19 protein-coding genes are annotated in these 17138 nt (G+C 64.3%); 4 read left to right on the forward strand and 15 right to left on the reverse strand.

What is annotated here, in order from left to right:
- Window positions 1-13: 13 nt before the first annotated feature.
- Window positions 14-499 (reverse strand): Lrp/AsnC family transcriptional regulator, encoded by a 486-nt coding sequence (locus tag AABE10_RS22950; protein WP_342935524.1) that lies wholly within the window; start codon window positions 497-499, stop codon window positions 14-16.
- Between the two features lie 113 nt (window positions 500-612).
- Here AABE10_RS22950 and AABE10_RS22955 point away from each other — a divergent pair, with 113 nt between their 5' ends.
- Entirely contained in the window at window positions 613-1512 is a 900-nt protein-coding gene (locus AABE10_RS22955) for a DMT family transporter (RefSeq protein WP_342935525.1), read from the forward strand.
- 241 nt (window positions 1513-1753) lie between these two features.
- Here the strand turns inward: AABE10_RS22955 and AABE10_RS22960 are convergent, their stop codons facing one another.
- The 7 genes from AABE10_RS22960 to AABE10_RS22990 form a co-directional block, all read right to left on the reverse strand.
- Entirely contained in the window at window positions 1754-2674 is a 921-nt protein-coding gene (locus AABE10_RS22960; protein ID WP_342935526.1) for an MBL fold metallo-hydrolase, read from the reverse strand.
- Window positions 2671-3159, reverse strand: a complete 489-nt coding sequence (locus AABE10_RS22965) for a MaoC family dehydratase (RefSeq protein ID WP_342935527.1) — start codon at window positions 3157-3159, stop codon at window positions 2671-2673. The genes AABE10_RS22960 and AABE10_RS22965 overlap by 4 nt, the downstream gene beginning before the upstream one ends.
- Window positions 3156-3404: a DUF1289 domain-containing protein gene (locus tag AABE10_RS22970; protein WP_342935528.1), complete on the reverse strand. Its 249-nt coding sequence runs from the start codon at window positions 3402-3404 to the stop codon at window positions 3156-3158. Before AABE10_RS22970 ends, AABE10_RS22965 begins: the two co-directional genes overlap by 4 nt.
- Window positions 3401-3931: a YbaK/EbsC family protein gene (locus AABE10_RS22975; RefSeq protein WP_342935529.1), complete on the reverse strand. Its 531-nt coding sequence runs from the start codon at window positions 3929-3931 to the stop codon at window positions 3401-3403. The genes AABE10_RS22970 and AABE10_RS22975 overlap by 4 nt, the downstream gene beginning before the upstream one ends.
- A gap of 20 nt (window positions 3932-3951) precedes the next feature.
- The gene (locus AABE10_RS22980; RefSeq protein WP_342935530.1) at window positions 3952-4878 is read right to left on the reverse strand and encodes a hydroxymethylglutaryl-CoA lyase; all 927 of its coding nucleotides are present in this window, start codon (window positions 4876-4878) and stop codon (window positions 3952-3954) included.
- Window positions 4879-5197: 319 nt separating this feature from the next.
- On the reverse strand, window positions 5198-6139 hold the full coding sequence (locus tag AABE10_RS22985) for a glyoxylate/hydroxypyruvate reductase A (protein ID WP_342935531.1): 942 nt from the start codon (window positions 6137-6139) through the stop codon (window positions 5198-5200).
- A 23-nt stretch (window positions 6140-6162) separates the two neighbouring features.
- Window positions 6163-6609: a VOC family protein gene (locus AABE10_RS22990; RefSeq protein ID WP_342935532.1), complete on the reverse strand. Its 447-nt coding sequence runs from the start codon at window positions 6607-6609 to the stop codon at window positions 6163-6165.
- Window positions 6610-6811: 202 nt separating this feature from the next.
- Between AABE10_RS22990 and AABE10_RS22995 the strand changes: the two genes are divergently transcribed.
- The gene (locus tag AABE10_RS22995; RefSeq protein ID WP_342935533.1) at window positions 6812-7414 is read left to right on the forward strand and encodes an alpha/beta hydrolase; all 603 of its coding nucleotides are present in this window, start codon (window positions 6812-6814) and stop codon (window positions 7412-7414) included.
- 45 nt (window positions 7415-7459) lie between these two features.
- Here the strand turns inward: AABE10_RS22995 and AABE10_RS23000 are convergent, their stop codons facing one another.
- The 6 genes from AABE10_RS23000 to AABE10_RS23025 all read right to left on the reverse strand — a co-directional run bounded on the left by AABE10_RS23000 (window position 7460) and on the right by AABE10_RS23025 (window position 13035).
- Entirely contained in the window at window positions 7460-7690 is a 231-nt protein-coding gene (locus tag AABE10_RS23000) for a hypothetical protein (RefSeq protein WP_342935534.1), read from the reverse strand.
- Window positions 7691-8114: 424 nt separating this feature from the next.
- Entirely contained in the window at window positions 8115-9173 is a 1059-nt protein-coding gene (bioB, locus tag AABE10_RS23005) for a biotin synthase BioB (RefSeq protein ID WP_342935535.1), read from the reverse strand.
- 35 nt (window positions 9174-9208) lie between these two features.
- Complete coding sequence (bioD, locus tag AABE10_RS23010; RefSeq protein ID WP_342935536.1) at window positions 9209-9928, reverse strand: dethiobiotin synthase; 720 nt, start codon at window positions 9926-9928, stop codon at window positions 9209-9211.
- On the reverse strand, window positions 9925-11109 hold the full coding sequence (gene bioF, locus AABE10_RS23015) for an 8-amino-7-oxononanoate synthase (protein ID WP_342935537.1): 1185 nt from the start codon (window positions 11107-11109) through the stop codon (window positions 9925-9927). Before bioF ends, bioD begins: the two co-directional genes overlap by 4 nt.
- Window positions 11109-12455, reverse strand: coding sequence for an adenosylmethionine--8-amino-7-oxononanoate transaminase (bioA, locus tag AABE10_RS23020; protein WP_342935538.1), 1347 nt, complete (start codon window positions 12453-12455; stop codon window positions 11109-11111). The genes bioF and bioA overlap by 1 nt, the downstream gene beginning before the upstream one ends.
- A gap of 355 nt (window positions 12456-12810) precedes the next feature.
- Window positions 12811-13035, reverse strand: a complete 225-nt coding sequence (locus AABE10_RS23025; RefSeq protein WP_342935539.1) for a hypothetical protein — start codon at window positions 13033-13035, stop codon at window positions 12811-12813.
- Window positions 13036-13398: 363 nt separating this feature from the next.
- Between AABE10_RS23025 and AABE10_RS23030 the strand changes: the two genes are divergently transcribed.
- Both AABE10_RS23030 and AABE10_RS23035 read left to right on the forward strand, forming a co-directional pair.
- Window positions 13399-13671: an acyl carrier protein gene (locus tag AABE10_RS23030; protein ID WP_342935540.1), complete on the forward strand. Its 273-nt coding sequence runs from the start codon at window positions 13399-13401 to the stop codon at window positions 13669-13671.
- Between the two features lie 45 nt (window positions 13672-13716).
- Entirely contained in the window at window positions 13717-15579 is a 1863-nt protein-coding gene (locus AABE10_RS23035) for an alpha/beta hydrolase family protein (protein WP_342935541.1), read from the forward strand.
- A 56-nt stretch (window positions 15580-15635) separates the two neighbouring features.
- On the opposite strand, the gene AABE10_RS23040 is transcribed toward AABE10_RS23035, so the two are convergent.
- Window positions 15636-16919, reverse strand: a complete 1284-nt coding sequence (locus AABE10_RS23040) for a dienelactone hydrolase family protein (RefSeq protein ID WP_342935542.1) — start codon at window positions 16917-16919, stop codon at window positions 15636-15638.
- Window positions 16920-17138 lie beyond the last annotated feature (219 nt).

The raw sequence follows: 17138 nt of genomic DNA on the forward strand, positions 1-17138 counted from the left end.
GCCGCTCGCAGGTTCAGGCGAGCGGCGGCAAGCGACGCGGCACGGGCGTCGACTTGACAATGGCCGTGCTCGTTTCGGCACGCTCGGTCACTTTCGACAGAATCTCGTCAAGCTGATCGATCGTGCGCAAATACAGCCGACAGATAAAGCAATCGTCGCCCGTCACCTTGTCGCATTCGACGAACTCGGGAATGCGGCGTATTACGTCTTCCACCAGATGCAACTGGCCGGGTAACGGCTTCACGCGCACGATCGCCTGCAGCGTGTAGCCCAGCGCGCGCGGATCGATCTGCACCGTGAATCGCTCGATCACGCCCAGCGCATCGAGACGGCGCAAGCGATCCGCCGTCGCGGGCGCCGACAGGCCGACGTTGCGCGCGAGTTCGCTGGCGGGCTGACGCGCATCGTCGGCGAGCGCGGCGAGCAGCAGGCGATCGGTATCGTCGAGCGTTGCGGGCGCTGGCATCTGCTTCGAAACAGGAGTAAGGCGCCTCGTCATTTTGGCCTTCGCTTCTTAAGTCGATTTCGTTGATTGCCTCATTTTAGAGATGTAGCCCGCGCTTCTGATTAATTACACTGCTCGCAAGATGTGATTCTTCCGGAGCGTTTCAAATGACTTCCACTCACGAAGTACGGCGCGGCGCGGTCGAGATGACGCTTGCGATGCTGACGTCGGGAACGATCGGCTGGCTGGTCGTCTCGTCGCAGCAATCGGCGCTGAACGTCGCGTTCTTCCGATGTCTGTTCGGCGGCGCGACGCTGCTTCTGATCTGCGCGGCGCTCGGGTTGCTCAAACGCACGCTGTTCTCATGGAGGATGATCCTGCTTGCGACGCTCAGCAGTGCCGCCATCGTCGTGAACTGGGTGCTGCTATTCGCCGCCTACTCGCGCGCGTCGATCTCGATGGCGACGACCGTCTACAGCACGCAGCCGTTCATGCTTGTCGCGCTCGGCGCACTGGTGTTCCGCGAACGCATCACGGCGTCGACGATCATGTGGATGCTGATCGCGTTCGTCGGGCTCGTATTCGTCGTGAAAGTCGAGCCGGCCGTGCTCGCGATGCCGGGACAGTATCTGCAAGGCGTCGCGTACGCCGTGGGCGCGGCGTTTCTGTACGCGGTCTCGTCGATCATCACAAAGCACTTGAAGAAGACGCCGCCGCACCTTATCGCGCTGATCACCGTGATGACGGGCGTGATCGTGCTCGCGCCATTCGTGCAGTACGACGCGCTGCCTTCGACTGGCACGCATTGGCTGCAACTGGTCACGCTCGGCGTCGTCAACACGGGGATCATGTACGTGCTTCTATACGGCGCGATCCAAAAGCTGCCGACGGCGATGACAGGCGCGCTGTCGTTCATCTATCCCGTCGTGGCGATCATCGTCGACCGCGTGGCGTTCGGGCAGAAGCTTGCGTGGATTCAGGTGCTTGGCGCAGTGCTGATTCTGCTCGCGGCAGCCGGCGTGAATCTTGGCTGGCGCATCGTGCCGACGCGCCGCTATTCGATATGACGACAGTTCATGCCGATAGTACGGATTCCGAATAAGCGTGCGGTCGGATTCGTCGGACGTCATGATTCTGTAGGGAAATCACCGATGCGTCCGAAAGCTTCGCGCAGGTATCATCTTGTCGACGCTGATCACGTCGACAATAATTGCGCCGCTCGAACTGAAAGCCGAGCGGCTTTCTTTTTGTACGCTCGTTCGCGCCAATCGCCGTTGTCTTTCGACGGCGGTCCCATGCTTCAGCCAATCATGCCGCGCGCGCACTGATTTGCGCGCCGTCGAAGCGCAGCGGTCCGTTGTCATCTGCCATACCCTCGATCAGTTCGCGCAGCAGCGCCGGCCATGCGCTGCGCGGCTTCAGCATCGACGCGGCGGCGCGCATCGCGCTCGCGTCGTCGAGCATGCGCAACAACGCGTCGAACGACAGCGTGCGCGCGTCGAGCAGCTTGAACACGATCAAGACCTTCAGCGCGTTTTTCGCGTTGCGCGCGGGATCGGCACGCAGCCACGCGACTCGCGACAACGCGCGATCGAGCGCAGCCCGCACATCGGAAAAGGGCGCGCCGTGGCCAGGTATTACTGTCTTCACGTCGAGCGTGCCGATCAGTTCGAGCACCGCTTGCTGTTCCGCGAAGCCGCTTTCGCCTTCGAGTTCCGGAAAGATCACGCCGAAGCCGTTTTCCCACAGCGCGTCTGCGCTGATCAGCAACCGCCGCTCGGCGCAGTAGAGCATCAGCGAATGCGGATCGTGTCCCGGCGCGCCGAGCACTTCCCAATCGAGCGCGCCCAGCGTGAACCGTGCGCCCGGCGTCATCGTGCCGGAAAATGCGAAACGCTCACAAAATTGGCCCGTCGCGCGAAATGTCAGGCGTGTCTCGTCCCATGCGCGCACGGCGTCGGCTTCCGTCGATGGAATCAGCGTGCGGCACGGCCACGTTGCTTGCAGCCGCGCGTTGCCGCCGCAGTGATCCGAATGCAGATGCGTGTTGACGATCAGATCGAGCGGTCTCGCTCCGAGCGCATGCCGAACCAGCGCCACAGTCTGATCGGCATGCGACGCGTAGCCGGTGTCGACGAGCGCCGCGCACACATCGTCGATCAACAGCACGTTGTTCGACGACAGCCAGCCGCGTTCGAATACGCGTACCGTGCGTGGCAGCGCGATCATCTCTCGTTGTTCCCGTCGACGTTGGACGGCGTCTGTGGCTTCGGCTGCGGCTTCGGCTTCGGCATCACGAGTATGGTCGACTTGCCGATCAGGACCGTCTCGCCGCGCTGATTGACGACGTTGCCTTCGAGTTGCGTCAAGTCGCCATTGACGCTCGCCTTCCAGAACGCGCCGACGATGCGCCATGTCATCGTCAGTGTGTCGTCGCTATGGACGGCTTTTTTTAGCTTCATGTCAAATTCGAGTCCGAGCGGCTGCGCGTACGTCGAGAAATGCGTGGCGAGCAGCGCCATGAAGTGCGCGGTAGGCTGCGTGCCCGACGCAATCAGGCCGCCGAAGCGACTCTGCGCGGCGTACGCATCATCGTGATGCAGCGGGTTCAAATCATTGACGATCGTCGCGAACGACTTGATCGAATCAGCCGATACGTTCAGCGTCGCGCTGAACGTATCGCCGATCGTGACGACGCGCGGCGGTATGTTCATTCGCCTGCCTCGCGCCGCTGTCGTTGCTTTGCCATCAGATCGGCATGACGCCGTTCGATCTCGTCCCAGACAGCGCGTTTGGCGGCATCCTCGAACGAAGACCAGTTCGCGATTTCGTCGATCGTGCGCAGACAGCCTTCGCACAGGCCATTGGCCGGGTCCATCCGGCACACGTTGATGCAGGGCGAAGGGACAGGCGCGATGCTTTGCGCCGTGTCGCGAGTGCGAACCGTATCGGCCGTCATGCCGTCTCACGCAGCGCCACATCGACGACGGGCGCGCCCGTCAGCGCAGCGAGCTCCTGCGGCGTGAGATTGAACACCGCATGCGGATGACCGGCGGCGGCCCACAGGCTGTCGAGCATGAACAGATCGGCGTCGATCAGCGTGACTGGCGTCGTCGCATGGCCGATCGGGCACACGCCGCCGATCGCATAGCCCGTCTTTTCGCGGACGAACTTCGCGTCGGCGCGCGCGATGTCGCCGACCTGCGCAGCGACCTTCTTCTCATCGACGCGATTCGCGCCGCTCGCGACGATCAGCACGGGCGCGTCGTCTTCGCGGCGACGAAACAGAATCGACTTGGCGATTTGCGCGATCGAGCAGCCGAGCCCCGCCGCCGCTTCCGCCGACGTCTTGCCCGTTTCCGGCAGCATTACGATTTGCCCGGCATGTCCGCGCTCGCGCAAGAGCAGCGAGACGCGGCGCGCCGAATCAGGCAGCGAATCGAAAGGCGTCGCTTGGGGCGTTTGAACTGTTGCATCGTCCGTCATGTTTTTGTTCCTTTGATGCGTCACACGCAGGTGGCTTTTTCGCTGCGCGCTTTCGCCAGCAGCGCCTTGCCCGCGCGCGACGCATTCGGCTTGCCGATCGAAGTCGAAATGAAATCGCCGATCTCGACGACTTGCGCGAGATCGATGCCCGTGTCGATGCCGAGGCCGTTCATCAGATACAGCACGTCTTCCGTGGCGACGTTGCCCGTCGCGCCCTTCGCATATGGACAGCCGCCGAGGCCCGCCACCGACGCGTGAAAGATCTCGATGCCTTCCTGCAGCGCGGCGTAGATGTTCGCGAGCGCCTGGCCGTAGGTATCGTGGAAATGGCCCGACAGACGTTCACGCGGAAACACCCGCGTGACGGCCGCGAGCACTTCTCGCGTGCGCTTTGGCGTGCCGACGCCGATCGTATCGGCGATATCGATCTCGTCGCAGCCGAGCGCCGCGAAGCGCTCGACCACGTCGACCACGGACGCCACGGGCACTTCGCCCTGATACGGACAGCCGAGCGCGCACGACAAGCTGCCGCGCACGCGCAAGCCTTTTTCTTTCGCGGCTTGCGCGACGGGCACGAAGCGTTCGATGCTTTCCGCGATGCTGCAATTGATATTCTTCTGCGAGAACGCTTCACTCGCGGCGCCGAAGATCACGATCTCGTCGGCATGCGCGGCGATGGCGCCTTCGAGGCCGCGCATGTTCGGCGTCAGCACCGAGTAGATCGTGCCTGGGCGGCGCTCGATGCCCGTCATCACGTCGGCGGCGTCGGCCATTTGCGGCACCCATTTCGGCGAGACGAACGAAGCCGACTCGACATTCCTGAACCCGGCCGCCGACAGCCGGTTGATCAGCTCGATCTTGACCGCGGTCGGCACGAATTCCTTCTCGTTTTGCAGTCCATCGCGCGGACCGACTTCGACGATCTTTACTGCTTGTCGCACTGCCATGTCTGTCTCCTTTGTCGGCCGGAGTTAGCGCTTTAGCGCTTACTCCAGCCCCATGCAAAGCGGTCGGCCTGGTTAGCGCTTCAGCGCTTACGCCAGCCCCATGCAAAGCGATCGGCCTGGTTAGCGCTTCAGCGCTTACTCCGGCCCCATGCAAAGCGGTCGACGAGAGTTAACGCTTTAGCTATCGGCCGGAGTTAGTGCTTTAGCACGCACTCCAGCGCCATGCAAAGCACCTTACTTCCGTCTCACGCTCACTCCGCTTCATGCAAGCCGATTGTTCCCGCATGAAGCGGCTGTTCTGCCTTTGATTTCGGCGAATTCAATACCCGCGCGCGATGTCGACGATTCCACCGATCGCCTCGCCGCGCATCAACGCGCCGATTTTCTGCGCAATCTGCATGACGCTTTCTTCGCGCAGCGTCAACGCCGAGATATGCGGCGTGATCGCGATGCGCGGATGTGTCCAGAACGGATGATGCGCCGGCAGAGGTTCCTCCGCGAACACATCGAGCGTCGCGGCCGCGATCTGGCCTTCATCGAGCGCGTCGAGCAGATCACGTTCGACGAGATGCGCGCCGCGCGCGATGTTGACGAGATAGGCGCCGCGCGCAAGCTTCGACAGGCTGGTCTTGTTCAGCACGCCGTGCGTTTCGGGCGTGTGCGGCAGCAGGTTGACGAGCACCTTGACCCCGTCGAGGAACGCATCGAACTCCGCATCGCCCGCGAACGTCTCCACGCCGTCGATCTGCCGCGCGCCGCGGCTGAAGCCGCGCACCGGAAATCCGAGCGACACCAGCGCTTGCGCGACATGCGAGCCGAGCACGCCCAGACCGAGCACGCCGATCGTGAACGTCTCGCGGGGATGCGGGTCGAGCACATGCCAGCGCTGCTGTTTCTGAAGCAGATCGTACTCGTCGAAACGGCGCATGTAGCGCAGCACCGCGTGCGTCACGTATTCCGCCATCTGCTGCGCCATGCCCGTATCTTCGAGACGCACGAGTTGCGCGCCTTTCGGCAACGTGCCGGGATACGCGCGTTCGAGCGCCAGAATCGCATCGACGCCGGCGCCCATGTTGAAGATCGCGCGCAGATCGTTGCGGCCCGCGAGCATTTCACGCGGCGGCCGCCAGACGACGGCGACATCGGCAGGCGCATCGTCGCCGGGTTGCCACTCGCGCAGATCGACATCGGGCAGCGCGCGCGACAGGTCGTGCAGCCAGGCGGCGGTATCGGATTGCGGCGTGTAGAACAGGACTTTCATGCGTGAGCGGGTGAGCGTTGCCGTCACTTGGCGAACAGCCGGCTGATGTCGGCGAAAGCCTTGAACTCGAGCGCATTGCCGCACGGGTCGAGAAAGAACATCGTTGCCTGCTCGCCGACTTCGCCCTTGAAGCGGATATGCGGCTCGATGATGAACTTCGTGCCCGCCGCGCGAAGCTTTTCCGCGAGCGCGTGCCAGTCGTCCATGGTCAGCACGACGCCGAAGTGACGCACGGGAACATTGTCGCCGTCCACTTGATTGACGCTCTTATGGCCCGCTTCTTCCGGCGAAAGATGCGCGACCAGTTGATGGCCGAAGAAATCGAAGTCGACCCATTCCGGCGAACTGCGGCCTTCCGGGCAGCCGAGCAGCTCGCCATAGAACGCGCGTGCGTTCTCGAGGCTGGTGACGGGAAATGCCAGATGAAAGGGCTGCAGCGCACGTGGCGTTGCGGACGAACTCTGCGACATGGGGCCACTCCTCTTATGGATAGGCTTCATTCTACTTTTTCGCCGCCATTCGCGCGCGTTCCGGCGGGCGTGAAGCGAGGCCAGCATCCGGGCGCGGGCCGGTGCAGCGGCGTGTGGATATGCAAAGCACGAAAAATTGGTTCAAGCGGTTCGTTGCTCACGCGACAATGATTTCCAGGATTCCGGCAACGAGGAAAGAATCATGTTTTCGTGCACCCGATCGATCTGGCCGCCACGGCTCGTGACCGTGCCGGGCCTGCATGGCAGCGAAGGCGCGCATTGGCAGAGCTGGCTGGAGCGCCAGTTTCCCCGCTCATTGCGCGTCGAGCAGGCGGATTGGGACGCGCCGAACTTCGCCCAATGGGCCAAGGCCGTGCGCGACCTGCTCGCGAGCGAGCGCGGACCGTTCGTGCTCGCCGCGCATAGCTTCGGGTGTCTTGCGACTGCGCATGCGTTGTTGCAAGGCGTGCACGCGGCCGATATCGCGGGTGTGCTGTTCGTTGCGCCGGCCAGCCCAAAGAAGTTCGAGTTCGCGGGTGCGTTCGACGCTCGGCGCCTTGGCGTGCCGTCGATTCTGATCGGCAGCGAGACGGACCCGTGGATGCCCGTTGCCGATGCGCGTGAGATGGCGCGGCATCTGGGCAGTGCGTTCGTCAATCTGGGCGACGCGGGCCACATCAACACAGCGGCGGGTTTTGGACCATGGCCGCGCGCGAAGTACTTCGTGGATACGCTCGGCCATTGCGCCGCGCCGCTGCGGTTTCGCGACGAAGCGCCGGAGCCGGACTTGCAGGCATTGAACTGAGCGCAAGGGAACACGCGTGAGCGCGGCGACGCGGCGCCGCCGCGCTCAGATCCAGTGGAAGCCCTTCGCGAGGATGCCGACAAGCGCGAAGTTCGCGGCCCACAACAGGCGGAACTCGGTGCGCATGGAGGATTCCAGCGCGCTGAAGCGCGCATCCATCTTCGCTTCGAAGAGGCGGAAGCGTTCATCCACATAGACTTTCAACTCGCGCACTTCACGCTTGAGGTCTTCGAGGTCCTGAAGAATGTGTTCGATCGTCGTTTCGGCCCGAGTCATTCGTGTCTCCATGTTGATACCGCCGTGAACCAGGCGAAGCGCGTGGAAGTGGCGCTTCGCGACAGGTTTATCCGTCGTTTCCATTCGCATCATCGTAAGCAAATTCCTTCCTACGCAGGGTTTTGTTTGATCAGACACTCGACAGACCAACGAGTGAAAATTGCGCCGCAGCGTGGCGATCCACGATTCACGAGCCGCTCTGTGAACCGATCGTACGTGCAATCGACATGTCGGAAAACCTGGCCAGAAGGCGTAGGAATCGCTCTCGGTATGTCTTGGAATCGTGTGCAAGGTCGCTGCTTTTCTCGAACGCGAGAACACAACGAAAAAAGGCCGCTTCGGACAATCGAAGCGGCCTTTCAAGAGCGATGCAGTTCAATCGCGACAGTTAACGGACACAGATGCGAGGACGCAGACGCGACGTTCAATGCCCGTCGCAACCATGCTCGCATCCGCTGCGTTCGAGCGGCATCTGCTGCGCGGCTTCTGCGCGAATGCCGAGCCGTTCCAGCAGCTTGCGGTCGGCTTCTGCCTGCGGGTTGCTGGTCGTCAGCAACTGATCGCCGTAGAAGATCGAGTTTGCACCGGCGAGAAAGCACATGGCCTGCAGTGCTTCGTCCATCTGCTCGCGGCCTGCGGACAGGCGTACCATCGCGCGCGGCATCGTGATGCGCGCGATGGCGATCGTGCGCACGAACTCAAACGGATCGAGCGCTTCCGTGCCCGTGAGCGGCGTGCCCTCGACCTGCACGAGATTGTTGATCGGCACCGATTCCGGATAGGGCTCCATGTTCGCGAGCTGCGCGATCAGGCCCGCGCGTTCGCGGCGCGATTCGCCCATGCCGACGATTCCGCCGCAGCACACGTTGATGCCCGCGTCACGCACGCGCTCCAGCGTCTCCAGACGATCCTGATACGTGCGCGTCGAGATGATCTGGCCGTAGAACTCCGGCGACGTGTCGAGATTATGGTTGTAGTAGTCGAGCCCCGCCTCGCGCAGACTTTGCGCCTGATGCGTTTCGAGCATGCCGAGGGTCACGCAGGTTTCGAGGCCCATCGACTTTACGCCGCGAATCATGTCCTTGATCGGTTCGAGGTGGCGGTCCTTCGGATTGCGCCATGCGGCGCCCATGCAGAAGCGCGTCGCGCCGTTTTCCTTCGCGACGCGCGCAGCCGCCAGCACGTCTTCGACGTCCATCAGCTTTTCGGCCTGCAGCCCCGTATCGTGATGCACGGATTGCGGACAGTACGCGCAATCTTCTTCGCAGCCGCCCGTCTTGATCGACAGCAGCGTGGACAACTGCACGGTGTTTGCATCGAAGTGCTCGCGATGCACCTGCTGCGCGCGGAACAGCAGATCGTTGAACGGCAGTTCGTACAGCGCGACGACATCCGCGACGCGCCAGCGCGCCGCGGCTGCGTCGGCGGCGGCCGCTGCCTGGGACGGCGTGACGGGCAGAGGGGCAGTGTTGATATGGCTCATGGGGTCCATCCTTGATGATTCGTTTATTCGAAGATTCAACGCTGCGCAGCACGCAGCGTTTGCAACAGTCGGGCGGTGTCGAGATGCGTCGCGGCAATGTCCGGCAACGCAGGGCTCAGATGCGGCACGTTGCCGAGCAGCGGCGCGCGATATTGGCGGTCGAGCCGCTCGCGGATCGCGGCGATGTTCTCGTCGGCGAATCGCATTGCGGGATCGACGCGGTTCGCGACCCAGCCCGCGATCGGGAGTCCGCGCGCGACGATCGCTTCCGCCGTCAGCAGCGCATGACTGATGCAGCCGAGCCGCATGCCGACGACGAGCACCACGGGCAGATTCAACGCGACGGCGAGATCGGCGGTATCGTGCGCATCGGTGAGCGGCACGCGAAAGCCGCCGACGCCTTCCACGACGACAACATCGGCCATCTGTGCCGCTGTGCGGTGCGCGTCGACGATGCGCGTCATGTCGAGCGTGACGCTTTCGTGCGCGGCGGCGATGTGCGGCGCGGCCGGTTCCTTCAGCATGAACGGCGTGCGGATGTCGGGCGGCAGCAGCACGTTCGCGGCGGCGTCGAGCTGATCGGCGTCTTCGTTGTGAAGCACGCCGTCTAGCATCGACGCGCCCGCCGCAACCGGCTTCATCGCGGCGGCGCGCAAGCCGTCGCGCGCGAAGCCGCGCAGCAGCGCCGCCGACACCAGCGTCTTGCCGATTTCCGTATCGGTGCCCGTCACGAAGAGAGACAGCGCGCGGCTCATGCGAGCGTCTCCGCCGTCTTCATCAACGCGTGTTCAAGCTGATCGAGATCGCTGTGCGAATGCGCCGCCGACAGCGAAATGCGCAGTCGCGACGTGCCTTCGGGCACCGTCGGCGGACGGATCGCGGGCACCCAGAGATTCGCGCGATCGAGCGACGCGGCCACATCGAGCGTCGCCTCGTTCGCGCCGATGACGAGCGGCTGCACGGCCGTCTGTGAATCGACGGGAAGCCACGGCGTGCGCTTGAGCATCTCGCGCGTGCGTTCGATCAGCGAGTGCAGATGCGCGCGGCGATGATCGCCCTCGATGCCTTCGATGATGCGCAGGCTCGCGGACACGGCATGCGCGGCAGCGGGCACCGACGCCGTCGTGAAGATGTACGGCCGCGCGCGCTGCACGAGCCATTCGATCACCGTTTCGTGCGCGACGACGAACGCGCCCGACACGCCCGCCGCCTTGCCGAGCGTGCCGATCGAGATCAGATGCGGCGAGCGCAGCGCGGCCTCGGCGACGGCGCCACGTCCTTGCGGACCCAGCACGCCGAAGCCGTGCGCGTCGTCGACGACGAGCCACGCGCCATGCTTTTCCGCGAGTGCTAGCAGACGGGCGAGCGGTGCAACGTCGCCGTCCATGCTGAACACGGTATCGGTGACGATCAGCTTCACGGCGGCATCCGACGCGTCGAGCATCGCGCTCAATGCTTCGGCGTCGGCGTGAGGATAGATCTGGATTTCAGCGCGCGAGAGCCGGGCGCCGTCGATCAGCGACGCGTGGTTGAGCGCATCGGAGAACAGTGCCGTGCCGCGTCCCGCGAGCGCGGTGAGCGTCGCGAGATTCGCCATATAGCCGGTGCTGAAGTACAGCGCGCGCGGATTGTCGACGAAGCCGCCCGCGAAGGCCGCGAGATCGTCTTCGACTTGCGCGTGCGCACGCGAGTGGCCGCCGAGCAGATGCGACCCGCCACTGCCCGCGCCATAGCGGCGCGCGCCTTCCGTCATCGCGGCGACGAGCAGCGGATGCGCGGCGAGCCCGAGATAGTCGTTGCTCGCGAAGCCGATCATCGCGCGGCCGTCTACGGTCATGTGCGCCGAGCACGGCGAGTCGATGGTGCGGCGGCGACGGCGCAGGCCGAGCGCGTCGATATCCTTCAGCCCTTGTTCGAGCGTTTCGAGCAACTGCATCAGCGGGCCTCCGTCAGGGTCGCTTCGAAGGCCGCGCGCGTGCGTTCGCCCAACAGCGCGATTTCTTCTTCGTCGAGGATGTACGGCGGCATCAGATACACCGTCGTGCCGATCGGGCGGAGCAGCAGTTCCCGCTTGAGCGCATTTTCGAAGAAGCGGCGCGAGAAGGTCTTCGCGGCGTGCGCGTCTTCGATTTCGGCATCGAACGCGATGATCGTGCCGCGCTGACGCAGATTGCGCACCTGTGCATGCTGCGCGAGCGGTTCGAGCGCGGCACGCAGCGCGGCCGATTTCGATGCGTTCGCGGCGAGCACGTTGTCGGCGACGAACAGATCGAGCGTTGCGAGCGCCGCGCGACACGCGAGCGGATTGCCCGTGTACGAATGCGAATGCAGGAAGCCGCGCGTCGTGTCGTCGTCGTAGAAGGCCGCGAAGATTTCGTCGCGCGACAGCACGATCGACAACGGCAGATAGCCGCCGCTGATTCCCTTCGACAGGCACAGGAAATCAGGCCACACGTCCGCCTGTTCGCACGCGAAGAAGGTGCCCGTGCGCCCGCAGCCGACGGCGATTTCATCGGCGATCAGGTGCACGCCATAGTGGTCGCACAGCGCGCGCAAGCCCGCGATGTACGACGGGTCGTGCATCGCCATGCCTGCCGCGCACTGCACGAGCGGTTCGACGATCAAAGCGGCGATGTTGTTCGCGCGCGCCTCGAACAGCGAGCGCACGTCGTCTAGCGCTCGCTGCGCGACGTCCGCGGCCGTTTCACCTTCGCGTACAAAACGCGCATCCGGCGACGCGACGACATGCGCGTTGCGGATCAGCGGATCATACGCATCCTTGAAGAGCGCGACATCGGTGACGCCGAGCGCGCCGATCGTCTCGCCGTGATAGCTGTTCGCGACGCAGACGAACTCGCGCTTGTAGTCGTAGCCGCGATTGCGCCACGCGTGGAAGCTCATTTTCAGCGCGATCTCGACGGCCGACGCGCCGTCGGATGCGAAGAACGCATGACCGAGCGTGTTCTGCGTCAGCGCGCCTAGATGTTCGGCGAGCGCGATCGCAGGCTCGTGCGTGCAGCCGGCGAGCATCGCGTGCTCGAGCGTGTCGAGCTGGTCTTTCAGCGCGGCGTTGATGCGCGGGTTCGCGTGGCCGAACAGGTTGACCCACCACGAACTGATCGCGTCGAGATAGCGACGTCCGGCGCGATCGTAAAGCCACGCGCCCGCGCCACGCGAAACGGGCACGAGCGGATAGCGCTCGTGATGTTTCATCTGCGTGCAGGGATGCCACACGGCGCGCAGGCTGCGGGCGACCCAGTCTTCCGTTACTTGTGTATTCAAAACAACTCCGACCATGAACCGGGCAAGGCGCGGGCGTCGGGCGCGGCGCGTCTCGCGTGTCGGTCATGCAAATGCTGCTGGCGAATCGGGACGGTGAACGTCCACCTTGAATCCGGCGACGGGAACGTGCCGCGGCATCGTCGGCGCTCGACGGTCGCGGGCGTCCTTGGTACGCCGGATATGCCGTCGCCGCGACGCGTGGCGACCTGTTCCCGGTTGCCTCGGGGGTGCGCGTCTTGCGACAGCGGGAGTGAGATTAGCGCGATATCCGCTGCGATGCACTATCGGAAAACACCGCGTTTTCAAGGGCCTGCGCGGGTTTTTCCGTGGTTGGCGGCAGCTTGAGGCCGTTCCGTCATGAAGCGCGCAGATGACCGTAGATCGCGACGGCAAAGTCATGGGGCTCCTGCGAAAAAATCCAGGCTGCGTCCACGCATTTTTTGCCGGGCTGCGGAATACGGGCGAGGCCGGGCACGTTAACCGCCTTGTGCCGGGCGAGATAAAGCTCCGCGAGCGGGTTAATGTACGGCTTTCGCGTCGGGCCGTGCAGCGGCGATTGCCCCGGGGCGCAGAACAGCATTTGGAATCCTGATCATCGGCTGCTTTTGTCCTATCGGCGCTTTTATGGACTACAGCGCCAGGGCGCTCTTTCGCGCGTCGATGAATATCGTATGAAATTAATCAGCACCTGAATTCTTGCGAGGGATAACGCACATAAGCGGCTGGAAGCGATACCTATCATTTTGCTTACGTCGTCGTAAGCAGGCTAACGGTTCGCGGTGCTGCGATCGGAGCCTCGTGCGCGCAACGCGAGCCGTTGCGCGACCAATACGCAGGGGTGATCTGGCCGCCGACGACCACGGGGGAGCGGTTCCGCTCGAAATACTCGCCGATGCCTCGACGCACCGTGCGTGCAGATGATGTCGCAATATTGGGAGCACCGATGAAGACAACTTTGCGCCGCATCCTTGCGCGAACGGGATGCCTCGATGTGTCCGTCGAAACGCTCGGCGATGATGACGACCTCTACGATGCGGGGCTGTCGTCGATGGGAGCCGTGCGGTTGATGCTGGAAGTCGAAGAGGCGTTCGGCGTTCAGATACCCGCGCAAGCGATCTCGCGCGAACTGTTCCAGAGCATCGGCTCGCTGGCCGACGAACTCGGCCGCCTGTTGCCGAAAACTTCGCGCGAGCAGGCGGACGTTCATGGGCGCTGACGCAGACGTTCCCCTTCTTCGCTCGCGCCGGACGGCATGCCCGCGATGACGCGCCCGCACAGCATGCAGCCCGTGGTGTTCGACGGGTGCTTCGGCTGGCTGCACGAATCCGCCGATGCGCGCGCGCGTCAGACGGCGCGGGTCGGCGTCGTGCTGTGCAGTCCGTTCGGTTACGACGCACTGTGCGTGCATCGCGGCTGGCGTGAGCTCGCCGAAGCGCTCGCGCTGTGCGGAATGCCCGTCGTGCGCTTCGATTACCCCGGCACCGGCGATTCAATCGGCGTCGAGCAGGACCCTGACCGCATCGGCGCGTGGCTCGGAAGCATCGAAGCAGCGGCGGCGCGTCTGCGCGAGGCGACGGGCGTCCAGCGGCTCGTGCTGTGCGGACTGCGGCTGGGCGCGGCGCTGGCCGCGCTGGCGGCGCAGCGCATCGGAGGCGTCGAGCAGATCGTGATGATCGCGCCCGTCATATCGGGACGCGCGTATATCCGCGAACTCGAACTGCAGCATCAGACCTGGCTGACCACGCCTGACGGCATGGACAGCGTGCGCGAGTCCGACGACGGCTCGATCGGCGCCTATGGCTTTCGCCTTTACGGCGATACGCTCGAACGGCTGCGCGCGCTGGACCTCGCACTGGGCGGCGAACGCGCGCCCGCGCCGCGCATCCTGTTGCAGGACGTGTACGACAATCCGCGCGTCGAGCGGCTCGCTGCGCACTATCGTCAGTTGGGCGCGCACGTCGACGTGCAGACGTTCGCGTCGTACGACCGGCTGCTCGTCGATCCGCGCTTCAGCACGACGCCGCGCGACGCGTTCGACAGCGTGCTGACGTGGCTCGGCGCGCAGTCTCTTGCCACGCCGCTGCCTGCTGCTCCGGGCGACGTATTGCCGGCGCGCGCGCCTTTGCAGCTTCCGTTCGCCGACGGTCACGGCACGCCCGTCGTTTTCGGCGACGGATTGTTCGGCATGTCGTGCCGTCCGCGCCGCGTGCTCGACGATGCGCCCGCCGTGCTGCTGCTCAACACGGGCGGCGTGCATCACGTCGGCGATGGACGGCTTTCGGTGCTGCTTGCGCTGCGTCTCGCGAGCATGGGTGTGTCTACGTTGCGCATCGATATCGGCGGGCTGGGCGACAGCCGCGTGCGCGATCCTTCGCTGACGTTCGACGAAATCTACACGCATCACGCCGTCGATGACACGCTCGCGGCCGTCGACTGGCTCGTCGAGCAAGGTCATTCGCGCGTCGTGGTGTTCGGCGTATGCACGGGAGCCTATGTTTCGCTCCAGACGGCGCTCGGGCATCGGAACGTCGTTGGCTGCATGGGCGTGAATCTGCCGTATTTTCTGTGGCCGAAGACGCGCTCGGATTCGCGCGTGCGCCATACGCCGATGCGCGCGTACTCGCGCTCGATGCGCAGCCTCGCGAAATGGCGGCGGCTGCTGACGGGCAAAAGCGACGCGGGGACCATAGCGAACCACATCGCGAGCCACGTCGCGGGCCGCATCGGTCAGCGGCTTGCCGTGGCGCTCGCTGCGCCGTTCGAGCGCGTGTTCGGGCTACGGACGCAGGCGGCCCAAGTGCGACGGCTGGCCGACGGGCTCGCGCGCAAGGACGTGCAGACGGCGCTCGCATACGGCGCGATGGATGCGGGGCTCGACGAGCTTGCGCTGCATTTCGGCCCACGCGGCAGCGAGCTGACGAAGCGCGCCCGAACCAGCGTGTCGATCATCGACAGGCTCGATCACGCGCTCTTTTCCACTGCGGCGCGCGATGCGGCGATGAACCTCTTCGAGCAATTCCTGCGCGAGCGGATTCTGGCGCCGATGCCTATGTCGCTGCATGGGGAGACGCGCACATCGGACGCCGTGACGGCGCGCATCGGGAAAACGGAGCAGGTCGGATGATTGACGCTGGCGCGCGATGCGCAGGGACAGGCATTGACGCGCGCAGCGGAACGGAATCAACGGCTGGCGAGAGCCGGCTTGCCGCCGTCCTTCGGTGCGGACTCGTTGTCGGCGTCGGCCGTTTGAGTCGACGGATCTTTCCAGACGACGTTGTCGTTCACCGCGTAGAGATGGCACGGGTCCGAACTCTGCTTCTGGCAGTTCGAGACCGCGACCGACATCGGATCGTCGCCGCCTTCCGCCCACGACCACGCGCCCGAATTCGACACTGCGAACGCGCGGCTCGGATACTGGTGCAGGAAGTTGCGATATCCGGCGCGGCCGGCGTCGTCGACGTAAGGTACGGCGTCGACGGAATCGATCGACGCGAAGTGCGTGGCTTTCGGCTGCGTCGGCTCGGCGACGCGATACTGGACGCCCGTCGGCATGCCGACGCGTGCGAGGAACGCCTCGACGGACGGCCACCAGATGTGCACGCCGTCGCGATCGCCGACGAGACGATGCGCGTCGTTCTTGTACGAGCCGAAATCCACCATCTTCGCGCTGCCGCCCGACGCCTGCGTATGTTCGGTGTAGGCGGTGTACATTCGCGAAACCAGCGACGACGGCCAGATCGAATCGTTGTCGCCGTACAGCCACAGCGACGGCACATGCGTCTTCTCGCCGTACGTGCCGAATGCTCGCACCAGATTGCCTTGCCAGTCGGAGCAGGCGTCCTGGCGCAGGCCGCCGGAGAAATTGATCAGCGCGCGCACGCCGGGCGCCGCGTCCATGCCGTAGGCGATCGTCGCAAGACCGCCGTGCGACGTGCCGGCCACGATGATGTGCTGCGCGTCCACGTAGTTTTGCTTCGACATGTAGTCGACGGTCGCGGCGACGTCGGCGGCCTGGCTCAGACCGTTGCGCGTCACGTCGCAACCGTCCTGTACGTACGTGCCGCCCGAATCGGCGAAACCCTGGCGGTTCGGCGCGACGACGACATAGCCGCGGCGCACGAACTCGCGTGCGAGCGACATCGGATCGCTGCGCGTCTGCATGCGCGGATCGCCGTGAATCTTGCCGTGGTTGAAGACGACCATCGGGAACGGGCCGGGGCCATCCGGTTTGTAGACCGTCGTTTCGAGAGTGACGTTGCCGTCGGCGCCGACGGGAATCCGGATGATCTGCTCGCTCAGTTTGACGACAGGCAGATAGCCGTCGTCGAGCGCAAGGCGCTGCACGTTTGCGCGGCTCAGCGGGCCATCGGTTTCCGCGAGCGGATCGGCGTGCGCGAACGAAACAGCGCAGGCCATCAAGGCCGCCGACATCGCACAAACTGTCAGAACTTTGCTGAACGCCATCCGCAACACCTACTTTCAAAAACGCCTGAAGCTTCCCTTACGGGCTGATTGCACTACGGTTACACCGCAAATCCGGGCCAAAAAAGCCGCGTACGCTGCGCTCCTCGCGCAGACAGACTGACCAGACAGCACCTGGATGAACCGAAGCCGGTAGACGCGACCCCACGCGTCGAGTGAGCGCCTCGCGATGTCCCGGATCGCTTGCCGTACCGAAGGATC

Source organism: Paraburkholderia diazotrophica (assembly GCF_038900755.1).
GTDB classification, from domain to species: domain Bacteria; phylum Pseudomonadota; class Gammaproteobacteria; order Burkholderiales; family Burkholderiaceae; genus Paraburkholderia; species Paraburkholderia diazotrophica_A.